The sequence below is a fragment of the Pseudomonas fluvialis genome (genome assembly GCF_002835605.1).
Classification (GTDB): domain Bacteria; phylum Pseudomonadota; class Gammaproteobacteria; order Pseudomonadales; family Pseudomonadaceae; genus Aquipseudomonas; species Aquipseudomonas fluvialis.
In genome coordinates this window covers 38,755-54,094 of the sequence record NZ_PIYS01000005.1, presented here as the reverse complement: position 1 = coordinate 54,094, position 15,340 = coordinate 38,755, and the positions used below count along the sequence as shown (strand labels likewise).

The following is a 15,340-nucleotide window of genomic DNA, read 5'->3' as shown; positions in this document are numbered from 1 at the left end:
GGTCATGGCTTGACAAGCCAGTCGCCTGAAACGTATGTTTCAAACAAGTGTTTGTCAGGCGTGGACTCATGGCTCAGTCGGAAACTGTAGAACGTATCCTGGATGCAGCGGAACAGCTGTTTGCCGAAAAGGGGTTTGCAGAGACTTCGCTGCGCCTGATTACCAGCAAGGCAGGTGTCAATCTGGCAGCTGTCAACTATCACTTCGGTTCGAAGAAGGCGCTGATTCAGGCGGTTTTCTCTCGTTTCCTCGGGCCGTTCTGCATCAGCCTGGAGCGTGAACTGGATCGGCGCATGGCCAATCCGGATAACAAACCACAGCTGGAAGCCCTTTTGGAGCTGCTGGTTGAGCAGGCGTTGGCCGTCAAGCCGCGCAGTGGCAACGACCTGGCCATCTTCATGCGTTTGCTGGGGCTGGCGTTCAGTCAGAGCCAGGGGCACCTGCGCAAGTACCTCGAAGAAGTCTACGGCAAGGTCTTCCGTCGCTACATGCTGCTGGTGCATGAGGCGGCACCGCGTATTCCACCCCTGGAGCTATTCTGGCGGGTGCATTTTATGTTGGGTGCTGCAGCATTCAGCATGTCCGGGATCAAGGCCTTGCGCGCCATGTCCGAGGCTGATTTCGGAGTCAACACCTCGCTGGAGCAGGTGATGCGTCTGATGGTGCCTTTCCTGGCCGCCGGCATGCGTGCAGAGGCTGCACTCAACGACCCCCAGCTGGCTGCAGCGGTGCTGCGTCCGCGCAAGCCGCAGCCTGCTGCGAAAGGCTGAGCAAGCCCGAGGTAAAGCGGTAGGCTTGCTGATGCCCTTGGGCTAAGCTTGGCGCCATGCTCGCTCTTGACCTGCTGCACATCTCTCTCGCCGATCAAATACTCTATGGCTTCATGGACGGGCGCCTTTGCGTGCGCCTGCCGGTGTCCACCGGGCGAGCCGGTGCGGGGGAACGCAATGGCTCCGGCTGCACCCCGCGAGGCTGGCATCAGGTGCGTGCACGTATCGGTGATGGCCTGCCGCTGGGGGCGGTGTTGCGTGGCAGGCGCTGGACTGGCGAGGTGTACAGTGCCGAGTTGCAGGCCGCTCACCCCGAGCGGGACTGGATTCTCACGCGGATTCTCTGGCTCAGTGGCTGTCAACCGGGCTACAACCGCTTGGGCAGCGTGGATACCTTCCGTCGCTATATCTACATCCATGGCACTCCGGACAGCGAGCCGCTCGGCGTGGCGCTGTCACATGGCTGTGTGCGGATGAACAACGCTCAGTTGGTCTGGTTGTTCGAACGGGTGCCTGCCCACTGTCGGGTATTGATCGACGAGGCCGCTTGCCCGCAATGGGCCGGCAGGTGGCTGATGGCTGACGAGGATATGAAATGAGTGAAACCCTGCAGGGCGCGTTGATGCTGGATATCGCCGGAACCTGGCTGTGTGCCGAGGATCGGCAGATTCTTCGCCAGCCCGAAGTAGGTGGTGTGATTCTGTTTGCCCGGAATATCGAAACGCCGTGCCAGGTACGTGAGTTGTGCGCAGCAATTCGTCGGCTGCGCCCGGACGTGCTGCTGGCGGTTGATCAGGAAGGTGGGCGCGTGCAGCGCCTGCGCCGTGGTTTTCAACGTTTGCCGTCGATGGCCTCGTTTGCCAGCCTGGCCCAGGCTGAGCAGCTGGCAGAGGATTGCGGCTGGCTGATGGCCAGTGAAGTGCTGGCAGCCGGGCTGGATCTGAGTTTTGCGCCGGTACTGGACTTGCAACATGGGCGCAGCGCAGCGATTGGTGAGCGTGCCTTCAGTGGCGATGCCGAGCAAGCGATTACCCTGGCCGGCGCCTTTATCCGCGGCATGCATGCGGCAGGCATGGCGGCAACCGGCAAACATTTTCCCGGGCATGGCTGGGCCGAGGCCGACTCCCATGTGGCGATGCCGCGGGATGAACGTAGCCTTGCCGAGATTCGCCGCGTCGACCTGCAACCTTTTGCCCGCCTGGCCGGGGTACTGGATGCCGTCATGCCGGCGCATGTCATCTATCCTCAGGTAGACGAGCAGCCGGCCGGTTTCTCGCGGCGCTGGCTGCAGGACGTATTACGCGGCGAACTGGGCTTTACCGGCGTGTTGTTCAGCGATGACTTGTCGATGACTGGCGCGCAGGTGGCAGGCGATGCCGGGCAGCGTATCGAGGCGGCGCTGCGCGCCGGCTGCGATATGGGCCTGGTATGCAATGATCGTGGTGCTGCCGAGTGTGCCCTGCAGCGCCTACAGCATTTACGCGTGCACACGCCGACACGCTTGGCGCATATGCGCCGCCGGGCTTTCATGGGCCCGGCCTATAAGGAACATCCCCGCTGGCTGGCGGCGCTGGCACGGCTACGTGCTGCTGGCCTGATCGCATAAGGAAACCAGGCAATGACCGTATACGCAATTATTGGTGGCACCGGGCTGGCTCAGCTTGACGGGCTGGAGATTCGTGAGGCGGTATATGTGGAGACGCCCTATGGCGCGCCGTCCGCCGACGTACTGCGCGGCGTTTATGCGGGTGAGGAGGTGCTGTTCCTGGCACGCCATGGTCAGCCGCATCGTATTCCGCCGCACCAGGTAAATTACCGCGCCAACCTGTGGGCGCTGCGTCAGCTTGGCGCACGCGCGGTGCTGGCGATCAACGCGGTAGGCGGCATCACTCCCTCCATGACCACGGGGCAACTGGTTGTGCCGCACCAGATCATTGATTACACCCATGGTCGCGCACAGACGCTCTTTGAGGGTGAGCTGGACCATGTGACCCATGTCGACTTCAGTCACCCCTACGACGAAGCCCAGCGCCAGCTGCTGATCGCGGCCTTGCGCGCCTGTGGCTATGCGTTCAGTGAGCGTGCGGTGTATGGCTGTACCCATGGACCACGCCTGGAAACAGCCGCCGAGATCCAGCGCATGGAGCGTGATGGTTGTGACATCGTCGGCATGACCGGTATGCCGGAAACCGTACTGGCGCGTGAGCTCGAATTGCCCTATGCCTGTCTTTCTCTGGTGGTCAATCCGGCTGCCGGCAAAGGTAAGGGGCCGATCACTATGGCGGAGATTGATGCGGCGCTTGGGCAGGGCATGCTCAAGGTGCGACGCGTACTGCAGCAGTTGCTCGGCGCCTGAGGGCTGTCTGGCGTGGGCCGAGGCGTCACGCCTGTTCAGCGTGCTATAGGGCGCTGATGCGTACCAGCAATCCCAGGCTGGTGTGATCCAGATAATGCAGGCGGCCAACGCGTAGGCGTGCCTGTTGCTGCAGTTGCTGGCTGTTTTGTAGCAGGCCGTTGCTGGCGAACTGGCTGACCCAGAAATGTGCTTGCGTCTGTATCTGGTCGTCCGACTGGCGAAGAGTCAGCGTGCCTTGCACCGGATAATGGCCGCCCAGTTGCGCCTTGCCTTCATGGAGCGTCACACGCAGCGGCTGGCTCGACAGCGTCTGTTTCCAGCTCCGTTGCAGGATGACCTGATAATCCCCTTGTTGCGCCAGTTTGTTGAGGGTCTCCTGCATGGGCAGGCTGGCCGGGCTTGGCGTGATGCTCTGGCCACCTGCGGCCCAATCATCCGGCGGTAACTGGCTGCTGGGAATGACCTCGCCAGCCTGGCGGAACAGGATCAGTTCGACCAGATACAGCGGTTCGGCCAGGGCGGCCGGGCACAGCAGGCTGAGTAGCAGGAGCAGGGCAGGGCGTCGCAACATGATGCATGTGTCCTCAGGAGCTAACGGTCAGCCGATCAAGCAGGGCTTCCAGGGTGTTGAAGCGCTCTTCGCCGCGTTCCATGGGTACTTGGAACTTGAATAGGGTGGCGCCTTCGAATTTGTAGCGGTTGGGCTGGCTCTGGATCAGCTTGATCAGCACCAGCGGGTCGACGCAGGTGTCGGCGGCAAACTCGAGACGCCCGCCCTGGGGCCCGGCGTCGATCTTCTTGATGCCGAGCTTCTCCGCCTGCAGCTTGAGCAGGGTCAGGCGCATTAGGTTCTTGGTCGGCTCCGGCAGCAGGCCGAAGCGGTCGATCATCTCCACCTGCAATTCCTTCAGGCCGTCTTCGTCGGCGGCCGAGGCGATGCGCTTGTAGAGGATCAGGCGGGTATGCACGTCCGGCAGGTAGTCGTCGGGAATCAATGCCGGCACGCGCAGGTTGACCTCCGGCCCACCGCCCAGCGGTTGCTCCAGGTTCGGCTGCTCGCCCTTGCGGATGGCTTTGACGGCCCGCTCCAGCATTTCCATATAGAGGGTGAAGCCGACTGCCTGGATCTGCCCGCTCTGGCCGTCGCCGAGCAGTTCGCCAGCGCCGCGGATTTCCAGGTCGTGGGTGGCCAGGACGAAGCCGGCACCTAGATCCTGGGCGTTGGCGATGGCCTCCAGGCGCTTCTGCGCGTCTTCGGTCATGCCCTTGCGTGGCGGGGTGAGCAGGTAGGCGTAGGCCTGGTGGTGGCTGCGGCCGACGCGGCCGCGCAACTGGTGCAGCTGGGCCAGGCCGAACTTGTCGGCACGCTCGATGAGGATGGTGTTGGCGCTGGGCACGTCGATGCCGGTCTCGATGATGGTCGAGGCCACCAGCACGTTGAAGCGCTTGTGGTAGAAGTCGCTCATCACCCGTTCCAGCTCGCGCTCGTGCATCTGCCCGTGGCCGATGCCGACGCGTGCCTCGGGTACCAGGGCCTGCAGGTCGGCGGCGCACTTCTCGATGGTCTTCACGTCGTTGTGCAGGTAGTACACCTGGCCGCCACGCAGCAGTTCGCGCAGCAGCGCTTCCTTGATCACCGAATCCTGCTGCTCCAGGACGAAGGTGCGCACCGACAGACGGCGGGCCGGCGGGGTGGCGATGATCGACAGGTCGCGCATGCCCGACACCGCCATGTTCAGCGTGCGTGGGATGGGGGTGGCGGTGAGGGTGAGAATGTCGACCTCGCTGCGCAGGGCCTTGAGCTGCTCCTTCTGGCGCACGCCGAAGCGGTGCTCCTCGTCGATGATGCACAGGCCGAGGTCCTTGAAGCGCACATCGTCCTGCAGCAGCTTGTGGGTGCCGATGACGATGTCGATCTTGCCCTCGGCCAGCTTGGCCACCGCCTCGTTGACTTCCTTGGCGGTCTTGAAGCGGCTCATTACCTCCACGGTTACCGGCCAGTCGGCAAAGCGGTCGCGGAAGCTGTTGTAGTGCTGCTGGGCGAGCAGGGTGGTGGGCACCAGCACCGCCACCTGCTTGCCGCTGTGTACGGCGATAAAGGCCGCGCGCATGGCCACCTCGGTCTTGCCGAAGCCGACGTCGCCGCAGACCAGGCGATCCATTGGCTTGCCGGCCAGCATGTCGGCGCGCACCGCGTCGATGGCGGCCTGCTGGTCCGGGGTTTCCTCGAAGGGGAAGCCGGCGCTGAAGGTGGCGTAGTCGGCGGCCGGGTCTTTGAACGCATGGCCCTCGCGGGCGGCACGGCGGGCGTAGATGTCGAGCAGCTCGGCGGCCACGTCTCGCACCTGCTCGGCGGCCTTGCGCTTGGCCTTCTGCCAGGTCTCCGAGCCCAGGCGGTGCAGCGGTGCCAGGGCGTCGTCGCTGCCGGTGTAGCGGGCGATCAGGTGCAGGCTGGCCACCGGCACGTAGAGCTTGGCTTCCTCGGCGTACATCAGGGCGAGGAACTCGGCGGCCTGGCCGTCGAATTCCATGGTCACCAGGCCCAGGTAGCGGCCCACGCCGTGGTCGATGTGCACCACCGGCGCGCCTTCGCGCAGCTCGGTGAGGTTCTTGATCACGTTGTCGCCGCCGTCGCGGGATTTCTCGCGGCGGCGGCGCTGCATGACCCGTTGGCCGAACAGCGGGCTCTCGGCGATCAGGGCGATCTGGTCGAGCAGCAGGCCCTCGTCCAGCGGGGCGATGCAGATGGCCAGGCGCTCGCGGCTGGCGGTGAATTCATGCCAGTCGGCCACTTCCAGCGGCTTGAGCTTGAGGCGGGCGAGCAGTTCCAGCAGCACCTCGCGGCGGCCGGCGGACTCGGCGCAGAACAGCACCCGCCCCGAATATTCCTCGATGAAGCGGCGCAGGGCGGCCAGCGGCTCGCTGGCCTTGGCCTGGATGGCCAGGTCGGGCAGGGCGCGGGCGTCGAAGCGCTCGCGGCCGACGCCGGTCTCGATGTCGTTGTGATCGACCACCACGCGCGGCCAGTGCTTCAGGCGGGCGAAGCAGTCTTCCACCGGCAGGAAGATGTCGGCCGGCGGCAGCAGCGGGCGTTCCGGGTCGACGCGGCGGTCCTCGTAGCGGGTGCGCGCATCCAGCCAGAACTGCTCGGCGGCCTGTTCGATGCCTGGCAGGGAGAACACCTGGGTGTCGCCCGGCAGGTAGTCGAACAGGGTGCTGGTTTCCTCGAAGAACAGCGGCAGGTAGTACTCGATGCCGGCCGGGGTGATGCCGGAGGCGAGGTCCTGGTAGATCGGGCAGCGGCGGTAGTCGACGTCGAAGCGCTCACGGAAGCGCCCGCGGAAGTCGGTAACGGCCTTCTTCTCCAGCGGGAACTCGCGGGCCGGCAGCAGGCGGATGGACTCGACCTTGTCCACCGAGCGCTGGGTCTCCGGGTCGAAGGTGCGCAGCGTCTCGATTTCGTCGTCGAACAGGTCGATGCGATAGGGCGTCTCGCTGCCCATCGGGAACAGGTCGATCAGCGCACCGCGCACGGCGAACTCGCCATGCTCGTAGACGGTGTCCACGCAGCGGTAGCCCGCGGCCTCCAGGCGCGCGCGCATCTCCTCGACGTCGAGCTTCTGGCCGACGTCCAGCAACAGGCCGGAACCGAGCAGGAAGCGTGTCGGCGCCAGGCGGTGCAGGGCGGTGGCGATCGGCACCACCAGCACACCATGCTTGATCTCCGGCAGGCGATAGAGGGTGGCGATACGCTGGGAAATGATGTCCTGGTGCGGCGAAAAGACGTCGTAGGGCAGGGTTTCCCAGTCCGGGAAGTGCAGCACCGGCAGGTCGGGGGCGAAGAACGCCAGTTCTTCCTGCAGGCGCTCGGCGCTTTGGCTATCGGCGGTCAGCAGCAGGGTTAAGCGTTTGGCGGCGCTGGCCGCCTCGGCCACGGCCAGGCTTAGCGCGGCGCCGGGCAGGTTGCCCCAGTGCTGTTTGCCGGCGGCGGCGGGAAGTTTGGGTAGGCGCAGAACGGACACGGGTGGTTCGACCCCAGGCAAATGGAGCGGCGATTGTAGCGAGCGTTCCCGCGTGGCGCACGGGCAGCGTGCCGTCTGGCGCAGCGGATTGCCCGGCAGGTATGGGTGCGGGCATAATGTAGCCCCTTTTTTCAGCCCCTACATGTGGAAGGTATTGCCCGTGACTCAGAAGCCCGACCAGTGTCTCGGTGAATGGATCGATCGTGAAGCGCTTGCTGAAGCGATGATTCCGCTGATTGGCCAGCTGTACCGCAATAACAATGTGGTGACCTCGATCTACGGCCGTGGCCTGATCAACCGTTCGGTTATCGATATCCTCAAGGCGCATCGCTTCGCCCGTCATCGCCTGGCTGATCAGGCTGAGCTGTCGGTGCACGACACCTTCCCGATGCTCAAGGCGATGAGCGAACTCAAGCTGGGTGCTGCTTCGGTCGACCTGGGCAAGCTGGCCGGCAAGTTCAAGGCCGAGGGCAATGGCCGCAGCGTCGAGCAGTTCGTCAAGGACGAACTGGCTGTCGTGGTCGGTCAGCAAGGCGTGAACAAGCGTCAGGGTACCGATGTGGTGCTTTACGGCTTCGGTCGTATTGGTCGCCTGCTGGCGCGCATTCTGGTCGAGAAGACCGGTGGTGGCGACGGCCTGCGTCTGCGCGCCATCGTGGTGCGCAAAGGCGCCGAGAATGATCTGGTCAAGCGTGCCAGCCTGCTGCGTCGTGATTCGGTACATGGTCCGTTCAACGGCACCATCACCATCGATGAAGCCAGCAACACCATTACCGCCAACGGCAACCTGATCCAGGTGATCTACTCCAACGATCCGGCGTCCATCGACTACACCCAGTACGGCATCAACAATGCCCTGCTGGTCGACAACACCGGCAAATGGCGTGACGCCGAGGGGCTGGGCCAGCACCTGAAGTGCCCGGGTATCGACCGCGTGGTGCTCACCGCGCCGGGCAAGGGCGCGCTGAAGAACATCGTGCATGGCATCAACCATGGCGATATCAGCGCCGATGACAAGATCATCTCCGCGGCGTCCTGCACCACCAACGCCATCGTGCCGGTGCTCAAGGCGGTGAATGACCAGTACGGTATCGTCAACGGTCATGTCGAAACCGTTCACTCGTACACCAACGACCAGAACCTGATCGACAACTTCCACAAGGGCAGTCGTCGTGGCCGCAGCGCCGCGCTGAACATGGTGATCACCGAGACCGGTGCTGCTACTGCCGCTGCCAAGGCTCTGCCGGTGCTGAAAGGCAAGCTGACCGGCAACGCCATCCGTGTGCCGACGCCGAACGTGTCCATGGCCATTCTCAACCTGAACCTGGAGAAGGCCTGCACGCGCGAAGAGATCAACGAGTACCTGCGCCAGATGGCCATGCACTCGGATCTGCAGAAGCAGATCGACTTCGTCAGCTCGCAGGAAGTGGTATCCACCGACTTCGTCGGCTCGCGTCACGCCGGTGTGGTCGATGCCGAAGCCACCATTGCCAACGATAATCGCGTGGTGCTCTACGTGTGGTACGACAACGAGTTCGGCTACAGTTGCCAGGTAGTGCGCGTGATGGAGGACATGGCTGGGGTCAACCCGCCGGCCTTCCCGCGCTGAGTGTCTGGCAGGGGTGGCTAACCTGCTTCGGCGGTTGTGCGGCCCCTGGCTGGCGTAAAAAGGAACGGGGGCTGCGGCTCCCGTTTTTCGTTGAGGTCTCCCGTGGGTGATCCCCAGGGAGCGGTTTTTCACCGGGCACTACCCGTGCCAGGTTCTACAGGTACTGACAATGGATACTTCCATGCAGGGTGGCGAGCTCAAGCGCGGCTTGCAGAATCGCCATATCCAGCTGATCGCCCTGGGTGGCGCGATTGGCACCGGGCTGTTTCTCGGCTCTGCCGGCGTGCTGCGTTCGGCCGGGCCTTCGATGATCCTTGGCTATGCGATTGCCGGTTTCATCGCCTTCCTGATCATGCGCCAACTGGGTGAAATGATCGTCGAAGAGCCGGTCGCCGGTTCTTTCAGTCACTTTGCGCATAAGTACTGGGGCGGCTACGCCGGCTTTCTGTCCGGTTGGAACTACTGGGTGCTTTATGTGCTGGTAGGCATGGCCGAGCTGACGGCGGTGGGTAAGTACGTGCAGTTCTGGTGGCCAGAGATTCCTACCTGGGCGACCGCGGCGGCCTTCTTCGTGCTGATCAATGCCATCAACCTGACCAATGTGAAGGTGTTTGGCGAAACAGAGTTCTGGTTCGCGCTGATCAAGGTAGTGGCGATCATTGGCATGATCCTGCTGGGGGTATTCCTGCTGGTTTCCGGTGAGGGTGGCGAGCAGGCGGCAGTCAGCAACCTGTGGGCGCATGGCGGTTTCTTCCCCAATGGCTGGCAGGGCCTGCTGATGGTCCTGGCGATCATCATGTTCTCTTTCGGCGGCTTGGAGTTGGTGGGGATTACTGCGGCAGAAGCCGAAGAGCCGCGCAAGGTCATTCCCAAGGCGATTAATCAGGTGATCTGGCGGATTCTGATTTTCTACATCGGTGCGCTCAGTGTGTTGCTGATGCTCTATCCCTGGGATCAGTTGCTGGAAACCCTGGGGGCAGCAGGTGATCCCTACAGCGGCAGTCCGTTCGTGCAGATTTTTTCGCTGATTGGCAGTGATACGGCGGCGCATCTGCTCAACTTTGTGGTGCTGACGGCAGCGCTGTCGGTCTACAACAGTGGTGTGTACTGCAATAGTCGCATGCTGTATGCGCTGGCCGAGCAGGGTGACGCACCCAGGTCGCTGATGCAGGTCAACCGCCGTGGGGTCCCGGTGCTGGCGCTGGGTGTCTCGGCGTTGATTACCCTGCTGTGCGTAGTGGTCAACTACCTGGCACCGCAACAGGCTCTGGAGATGCTCATGGCGCTGGTGGTCGCTTCGCTGGTGATCAACTGGGCGATGATCAGTCTGTCGCACCTGAAGTTTCGCAAAACGCTGCAGGCGCAGGGTGTGCGTCCGCACTTCCGGGCGTTTTGGTATCCCTTTGCCAACTACCTGTGTCTGGCGTTCGTGGGGCTGATCCTCTGGGTGATGCTGCAGATTCCCGGAATCCACCTGTCGGTCTATGCCATTCCGCTCTGGCTGCTGCTGCTCGGTTTTTGTTACTGGCTGCGGCAGCGTCGCGGTACTGCCTGAAGCGCGTTGCAAGGCTTGATCCGCCTTGTGCGGATGAACGCCCCGTCGTCTGTGCGGGGCGTTTTCGCGCGTGTTGCGTGGGGCTCAAATTCCTCGGTATTGCTGCGCTAGCCTGGTTTCTGGCGAAATGCAGCAAGATCTTTGATAGGCATGATTTGGATCATTCCCTGGTGGGCGCTTTGTCTGTTATGGGGATGACAATATGTCGCACATAAAGGACTTGAACCTTCCGGCGAGTCTGTCTTTTCGGGCAGAAAAAGCACTGTCTCGGGTGGCCAGTTAGGGTGCCCGCCTCTATAATCCGAGGGTTTTTTGCTCCGGGTCCCGCGGTTGTCTGTGGTGTCATCCCGTCAGGATGCGCCCTTGCCAACATGCAAGCGACGACCTGACCCGGGAAAAGTTCACAACAGTGATTAGGCGAACCCTATGATAACAATCAAGCGTGGTTTGGACCTGCCTATCACCGGCACGCCCGCGCAGCGTATCGAGGCCGCTCGGCCGGTACGTAGCGTGGCCATTGTCGGCTTCGACTATCACGGTATGAAGCCAACCATGAACGTGCAGGTAGGTGACCGGGTTAAACTCGGCCAGGTTCTATTCTCCGACAAGAAAAATCCCGGCGTGGTCTTCACGGCGCCCGGTGCGGGCGTGGTGAGTGCTATTCATCGTGGCCAGCAGCGTGTTCTGCAGTCCGTGGTGATCGACCTGGATGGCGATGAGCAGGAAACCTTTGCCAGCTATAGCGCTGCGCAACTGGATACCCTGGATGCTCAGGCTGTGCGCGACAACCTGCAGCAGTCCGGCCTGTGGACGGCGCTGCGCACGCGCCCCTACAGCAAGGTGCCGGCAGTCGATGCGGTGCCCAGTTCGATCTTTGTGACCGCCATCGATACCCATCCGCTGGCCGCTGATCCGGCATTGGTGATTGCCGAACAGGCCGAGGCTTTCGAGCAGGGTCTCAAGGTGCTGAGTCGCCTGGCGCGGGTTTTCCTGTGCAAGGCGCCTGGCGCCGCACTGCCCGGTGAGAATCTGTCGCAGGTCAAGACTGAGAGCTTTGCCGGTCCGCACCCGGCCGGCCTGGCTGGCACACATATCCATTTCCTGGATCCGGTGAGTGCCAATAAAACGGTCTGGAGCATTGGCTATCAGGACGTCATCGCTGTCGGCAAACTCTTTATTACCGGTCAGCTCTCTGTTGAGCGCGTAGTGGCTCTGGGTGGTCCGGTGGTTGAGCAGCCGCGTTTGCTGCGTACCCGTCTGGGCGCCTGCCTGAACGAGCTGACCGCCGGTGAGCTTAAGCCGGGTAACAACCGGGTGATTTCCGGTTCGGTGTTTGGCGGTCGCAATGCTCGTGGTGCTTTTGCCTATCTGGGGCGCTATCACCAGCAGGTCAGTTGCCTGGCTGAAGGCAATGATCGCGAGATGCTGCATTACCTGCGTGCCGGTGTGAACAAACACTCGGTACTCAACGTGTTCGTTTCCAAACTGATGGGCGGCAAGCGCTTCGACTTTACCACCACGACCAATGGCAGTCCGCGTGCCATGGTGCCGGTGGGTAACTATGAAAAAGTCATGCCGCTGGACATCCTGCCCACCCAGTTGCTGCGCCTGCTGATCGTCGGCGATACCGAGATGGCCCAGAAGCTTGGCTGCCTTGAGCTGGATGAGGAAGACCTGGCCCTGTGCAGCTACGTCTGTGCAGGCAAGTACGAGTACGGTCCGATCCTGCGTGACAACCTCACCCGTATCGAGAAGGAGGGTTAAGCCATGGGGATTCGTCAGTTCCTCGACAAGATCGAACACAACTTCGAGAAGGGGGGCAAGTACCAGAACTGGTATGCGCTCTACGAAGCCGTCGATACCTTCTTCTATCGTCCGGGCAGCGTAACCAAGACAACGGCCCATGTGCGTGACGGCATTGACCTCAAACGCATGATGATTACCGTTTGGCTGTGTACCTTCCCGGCGATGTTCTTCGGTATGTGGAACATCGGTTTCCAGGCCAACAGCATCTTTGCCAGTAATCCCGAGTTGCTGGCGGCACAGGACGGCTGGCGCTTCGGCCTGGTCGGTGCGCTGGCAGGATTCGATGCCGGCAGCCTGTGGGACAACCTGATCCAGGGTGCTGCCTACTTCCTGCCGGTGTACCTGACGGCGTTTATCGTGGGTGGTTTCTGGGAAGTCTTGTTTGCCTCGATTCGCAAGCACGAAGTCAACGAAGGTTTCTTCGTAACCTCGATCCTGTTTGCCCTGATTCTGCCGCCGAGCATTCCGCTGTGGCAGGTAGCGCTGGGCATCAGCTTCGGCGTGGTGATCGGCAAGGAAGTGTTTGGTGGTACCGGCAAGAACTTCCTCAACCCGGCCCTTACGGGTCGTGCCTTCCTGTTCTTTGCCTACCCGGCGCAGATGTCCGGTGACATGGTATGGACGGCCGTCGACGGCTTTGCTGGCGCTACTGCGCTGAGCCTGGCTGCGGCGGGGGGTATCGAGAACGTGATTGGCCAAGGCATCAGCTGGAGCCAGGCGTTCATCGGTACCGTGCAGGGCTCGATGGGTGAGACCAGCACGTTGGCCATTCTTATCGGTGGTTTCTTCCTGCTGCTGACCCGTATCGCGGCCTGGCGCATTGTCGCCGGGGTGATGATTGGCATGGTGGGGCTGTCGACGCTGTTCAACCTGATCGGCTCCGACAGCAATCCGATGTTCGCCATGCCCTGGTATTGGCACCTGGTCGTCGGCGGTTTCGCCTTCGGCATGATCTTCATGGCCACTGATCCGGTGTCGGCGTCCATGACCAATACCGGCAAGTGGTTCTTCGGCGCACTGATCGGGGTGATGGTGGTATTGATCCGTGTGGTCAACCCGGCCTTCCCCGAGGGCATGATGCTGGCGATTCTGTTCGCCAACCTGTTTGCCCCGCTGATCGACCATTTCGTCATTCAGGCCAATATCAAGCGGAGGCTGGCACGCAATGTCTAGTCAAAAAGAATCCACCGTCCGTACGCTGACGGTGGCGGTTCTGGTGTGCCTGGTGTGCTCGGTATTCGTCGCCGGCGCGGCCATTGCCCTGAAACCGACACAAATTGAGAACCGTGTCCTCGACAAGCAGCGCAGTATCCTCAGCATCGCTGGCCTCGGTCAGCCGGGGATGTCGGCACGCGAGGTCAAGGCGCTGTACAAGAGCAGCATCAAGGCCCGCATTGTCGACCTGCAGACGGGTAAGTTCAGCGACGCACAAAACGTTGCGACCTTCGACCCGCTCAAGGCAGCCAAGGATCCCAAACTGTCCAAGGTTCTTCCGGGTGGTGAGGATATTGCCGGTATCAAGCGTCAGGAACGCTACAGCACGGTTTACATGGTAGAGAAAGACGGTCAGCTGGAAACGCTGATTCTGCCGGTGCGTGGCTATGGGCTGTGGTCGACCCTGTACGGTTTCATGGCCATCAAGGGTGATCTGAATACCGTGGTTGGCATGGGTTTCTACCAGCATGGGGAAACTCCCGGCCTGGGCGGCGAAGTAGACAATCCGAAGTGGAAGGGCCTGTGGCCTGGCAAGACCCTGTTCGATGCCGATGGCAAACTGGCCGTTGGCGTTGTCAAGGGGGCTCAGGGTGACCACCAGGTGGACTCCCTGGCCGGGGCCACGTTGACCAGTAATGGTGTCCACAATCTGTTGCAGTTCTGGCTTGGCCAGAGCGGCTTCGGTCCCTTCATCGCCCATCTGCGTGCAGGGGAGGCTTGATCATGTCGCAACCAACCATCAAGGAAGTTCTGCTTAATCCGATTTTCAACAACAACCCGATCGGCCTGCAGATTCTCGGTATCTGTTCCGCTCTGGCGGTTACCTCCAACCTCAAGACAGCACTGGTGATGTCGCTGGCACTGACGCTGGTGACCGGCTTCTCCAACCTGTTCATCTCGATGATCCGCAGCCAGATCCCCAGCTCGATCCGCATGATCGTGCAGATGGTGATCATCGCTTCATTGGTGATCGTGGTTGATCAGGTGCTCAAGGCCTATGCCTACTCGCTGTCCAAACAGCTGTCGGTGTTCGTCGGCCTGATCATCACCAACTGCATCGTGATGGGCCGTGCTGAAGCCTTTGCCATGCAGAACCCGCCGGTACTGTCGTTCTTCGACGGTATCGGTAACGGTCTGGGCTACAGTGCCATGTTGATCGTGCTGGGAACCGTGCGTGAGCTGTTTGGCGCCGGCAAGCTGCTGGGTTACGAGATCATTCCGGTGGTCAATGATGGTGGCTGGTATCAGCCCAATGGTCTGTTGCTGTTGCCGCCTTCGGCGTTCTTCCTGATTGGCCTGATCATCTGGGCATTGCGCAGCTGGAAAAAGGATCAACTGGAAAAGCCGGCTTTCCGCATGGCACCGCATGTCTCGGATAAGGAGGCTTACTAATGGAACATTACATTAGCCTGTTCGTGAAGGCGGTGTTCATTGAGAACATGGCGCTGGCCTTCTTCCTGGGCATGTGTACCTTCATCGCTATCTCCAAGAAGGTCGAAACAGCGATCGGCCTGGGTATCGCGGTTGTCGTGGTGCAAACCATTACCGTGCCTGCCAACAACCTGATCTATGCCTATCTGCTCAAGGATGGCGCCCTGGCTTGGGCAGGTCTGCCGGAAGTCGATCTGTCCTTTCTTGGTTTGCTCAGCTATATCGGGGTGATCGCGGCGATCGTACAGATCATGGAAATGCTCCTGGATAAGTACGTGCCCTCGCTGTACAACGCCTTGGGTGTTTTCCTGCCGCTGATCACTGTGAACTGCGCCATCATGGGTGGCACGTTGTTCATGGTCGAACGGGACTACAACCTTTCCGAGAGTGTCGTCTACGGTGTCGGCTCCGGCTTTTCGTGGGCGCTGGCCATTGCCTTGCTGGCTGGCATTCGTGAAAAGTTGAAGTACAGCGATGTGCCTGATGGCCTTCAGGGGTTGGGCATCACCTTCATCACCATCGGCCTGATGTCGCTGGGCTTCATGTCCTTCTCCGGCGTGCAGCTGTAAGGAACGG

13 protein-coding genes are annotated in these 15,340 nt (G+C 61.6%); 11 read left to right on the top strand and 2 right to left on the bottom strand.

What is annotated here, in order from left to right:
* Positions 1-68 precede the first annotated feature (68 nt).
* Genes CW360_RS04125 through CW360_RS04110 form a run of 4 tightly spaced genes read left to right on the top strand, consistent with a single transcriptional unit; the run spans position 69 to position 3,126 of the window.
* Positions 69-770 (top strand): TetR/AcrR family transcriptional regulator, encoded by a 702-nt coding sequence (locus tag CW360_RS04125; RefSeq protein ID WP_101192842.1) that lies wholly within the window; start codon positions 69-71, stop codon positions 768-770.
* Between the two features lie 56 nt (positions 771-826).
* Positions 827-1,369 carry a L,D-transpeptidase gene (locus CW360_RS04120; protein WP_093987209.1) on the top strand — a complete coding sequence of 181 codons (543 nt, stop codon included), beginning with the start codon at positions 827-829 and terminating at the stop codon, positions 1,367-1,369.
* Positions 1,370-1,377: 8 nt separating this feature from the next.
* Positions 1,378-2,376, top strand: a complete 999-nt coding sequence (gene nagZ, locus CW360_RS04115; RefSeq protein WP_245874672.1) for a beta-N-acetylhexosaminidase — start codon at positions 1,378-1,380, stop codon at positions 2,374-2,376.
* Positions 2,377-2,388: 12 nt separating this feature from the next.
* Entirely contained in the window at positions 2,389-3,126 is a 738-nt protein-coding gene (locus CW360_RS04110; RefSeq protein ID WP_101192841.1) for an S-methyl-5'-thioinosine phosphorylase, read from the top strand.
* Positions 3,127-3,169: 43 nt separating this feature from the next.
* Here the strand turns inward: CW360_RS04110 and CW360_RS04105 are convergent, their stop codons facing one another.
* Both CW360_RS04105 and mfd read right to left on the bottom strand, forming a co-directional pair.
* Complete coding sequence (locus tag CW360_RS04105) at positions 3,170-3,697, bottom strand: CsiV family protein (RefSeq protein ID WP_101192840.1); 528 nt, start codon at positions 3,695-3,697, stop codon at positions 3,170-3,172.
* A gap of 13 nt (positions 3,698-3,710) precedes the next feature.
* Positions 3,711-7,148 carry a transcription-repair coupling factor gene (gene mfd / locus CW360_RS04100; RefSeq protein WP_101192839.1) on the bottom strand — a complete coding sequence of 1,146 codons (3,438 nt, stop codon included), beginning with the start codon at positions 7,146-7,148 and terminating at the stop codon, positions 3,711-3,713.
* Between the two features lie 142 nt (positions 7,149-7,290).
* Between mfd and CW360_RS04095 the strand changes: the two genes are divergently transcribed.
* The 7 genes from CW360_RS04095 (at position 7,291) to nqrE (ending at position 15,333) form a co-directional block, all read left to right on the top strand.
* The gene (locus tag CW360_RS04095; protein WP_093987213.1) at positions 7,291-8,757 is read left to right on the top strand and encodes a glyceraldehyde-3-phosphate dehydrogenase; all 1,467 of its coding nucleotides are present in this window, start codon (positions 7,291-7,293) and stop codon (positions 8,755-8,757) included.
* A gap of 169 nt (positions 8,758-8,926) precedes the next feature.
* Positions 8,927-10,312 (top strand): amino acid permease, encoded by a 1,386-nt coding sequence (locus tag CW360_RS04090; RefSeq protein WP_170307354.1) that lies wholly within the window; start codon positions 8,927-8,929, stop codon positions 10,310-10,312.
* A gap of 426 nt (positions 10,313-10,738) precedes the next feature.
* A complete protein-coding gene (locus CW360_RS04085) occupies positions 10,739-12,076 on the top strand; it encodes a Na(+)-translocating NADH-quinone reductase subunit A (RefSeq protein WP_101192838.1) in 1,338 nt (445 codons plus the stop codon).
* 3 nt (positions 12,077-12,079) lie between these two features.
* Positions 12,080-13,291, top strand: coding sequence for an NADH:ubiquinone reductase (Na(+)-transporting) subunit B (locus CW360_RS04080; protein ID WP_093987216.1), 1,212 nt, complete (start codon positions 12,080-12,082; stop codon positions 13,289-13,291).
* On the top strand, positions 13,284-14,054 hold the full coding sequence (locus CW360_RS04075) for a Na(+)-translocating NADH-quinone reductase subunit C (protein ID WP_093987217.1): 771 nt from the start codon (positions 13,284-13,286) through the stop codon (positions 14,052-14,054). The genes CW360_RS04080 and CW360_RS04075 overlap by 8 nt, the downstream gene beginning before the upstream one ends.
* Entirely contained in the window at positions 14,051-14,725 is a 675-nt protein-coding gene (locus CW360_RS04070) for an NADH:ubiquinone reductase (Na(+)-transporting) subunit D (RefSeq protein WP_170307353.1), read from the top strand. Before CW360_RS04075 ends, CW360_RS04070 begins: the two co-directional genes overlap by 4 nt.
* The gene (nqrE, locus tag CW360_RS04065; RefSeq protein WP_093987219.1) at positions 14,725-15,333 is read left to right on the top strand and encodes an NADH:ubiquinone reductase (Na(+)-transporting) subunit E; all 609 of its coding nucleotides are present in this window, start codon (positions 14,725-14,727) and stop codon (positions 15,331-15,333) included. Before CW360_RS04070 ends, nqrE begins: the two co-directional genes overlap by 1 nt.
* Positions 15,334-15,340: the final 7 nt, after the last annotated feature.

What these genes read in the sequence shown, in the direction of transcription:
- CW360_RS04125 (WP_101192842.1), top strand. Translation starts at nt 69, where the DNA reads ATGGCTCAGTCGGAAACTGTAGAACGTATCCTGGATGCAGCGGAACAG.
- CW360_RS04120 (WP_093987209.1), top strand. Translation starts at nt 827, where the DNA reads ATGCTCGCTCTTGACCTGCTGCACATCTCTCTCGCCGATCAAATACTC.
- CW360_RS04110 (WP_101192841.1), top strand. Translation starts at nt 2,389, where the DNA reads ATGACCGTATACGCAATTATTGGTGGCACCGGGCTGGCTCAGCTTGAC.
- CW360_RS04105 (WP_101192840.1), bottom strand. Translation starts at nt 3,697, where the DNA reads ATGTTGCGACGCCCTGCCCTGCTCCTGCTACTCAGCCTGCTGTGCCCG.
- CW360_RS04095 (WP_093987213.1), top strand. Translation starts at nt 7,291, where the DNA reads ATGTGGAAGGTATTGCCCGTGACTCAGAAGCCCGACCAGTGTCTCGGT.
- CW360_RS04090 (WP_170307354.1), top strand. Translation starts at nt 8,927, where the DNA reads ATGGATACTTCCATGCAGGGTGGCGAGCTCAAGCGCGGCTTGCAGAAT.
- CW360_RS04085 (WP_101192838.1), top strand. Translation starts at nt 10,739, where the DNA reads ATGATAACAATCAAGCGTGGTTTGGACCTGCCTATCACCGGCACGCCC.
- CW360_RS04080 (WP_093987216.1), top strand. Translation starts at nt 12,080, where the DNA reads ATGGGGATTCGTCAGTTCCTCGACAAGATCGAACACAACTTCGAGAAG.
- CW360_RS04075 (WP_093987217.1), top strand. Translation starts at nt 13,284, where the DNA reads ATGTCTAGTCAAAAAGAATCCACCGTCCGTACGCTGACGGTGGCGGTT.
- nqrE (WP_093987219.1), top strand. Translation starts at nt 14,725, where the DNA reads ATGGAACATTACATTAGCCTGTTCGTGAAGGCGGTGTTCATTGAGAAC.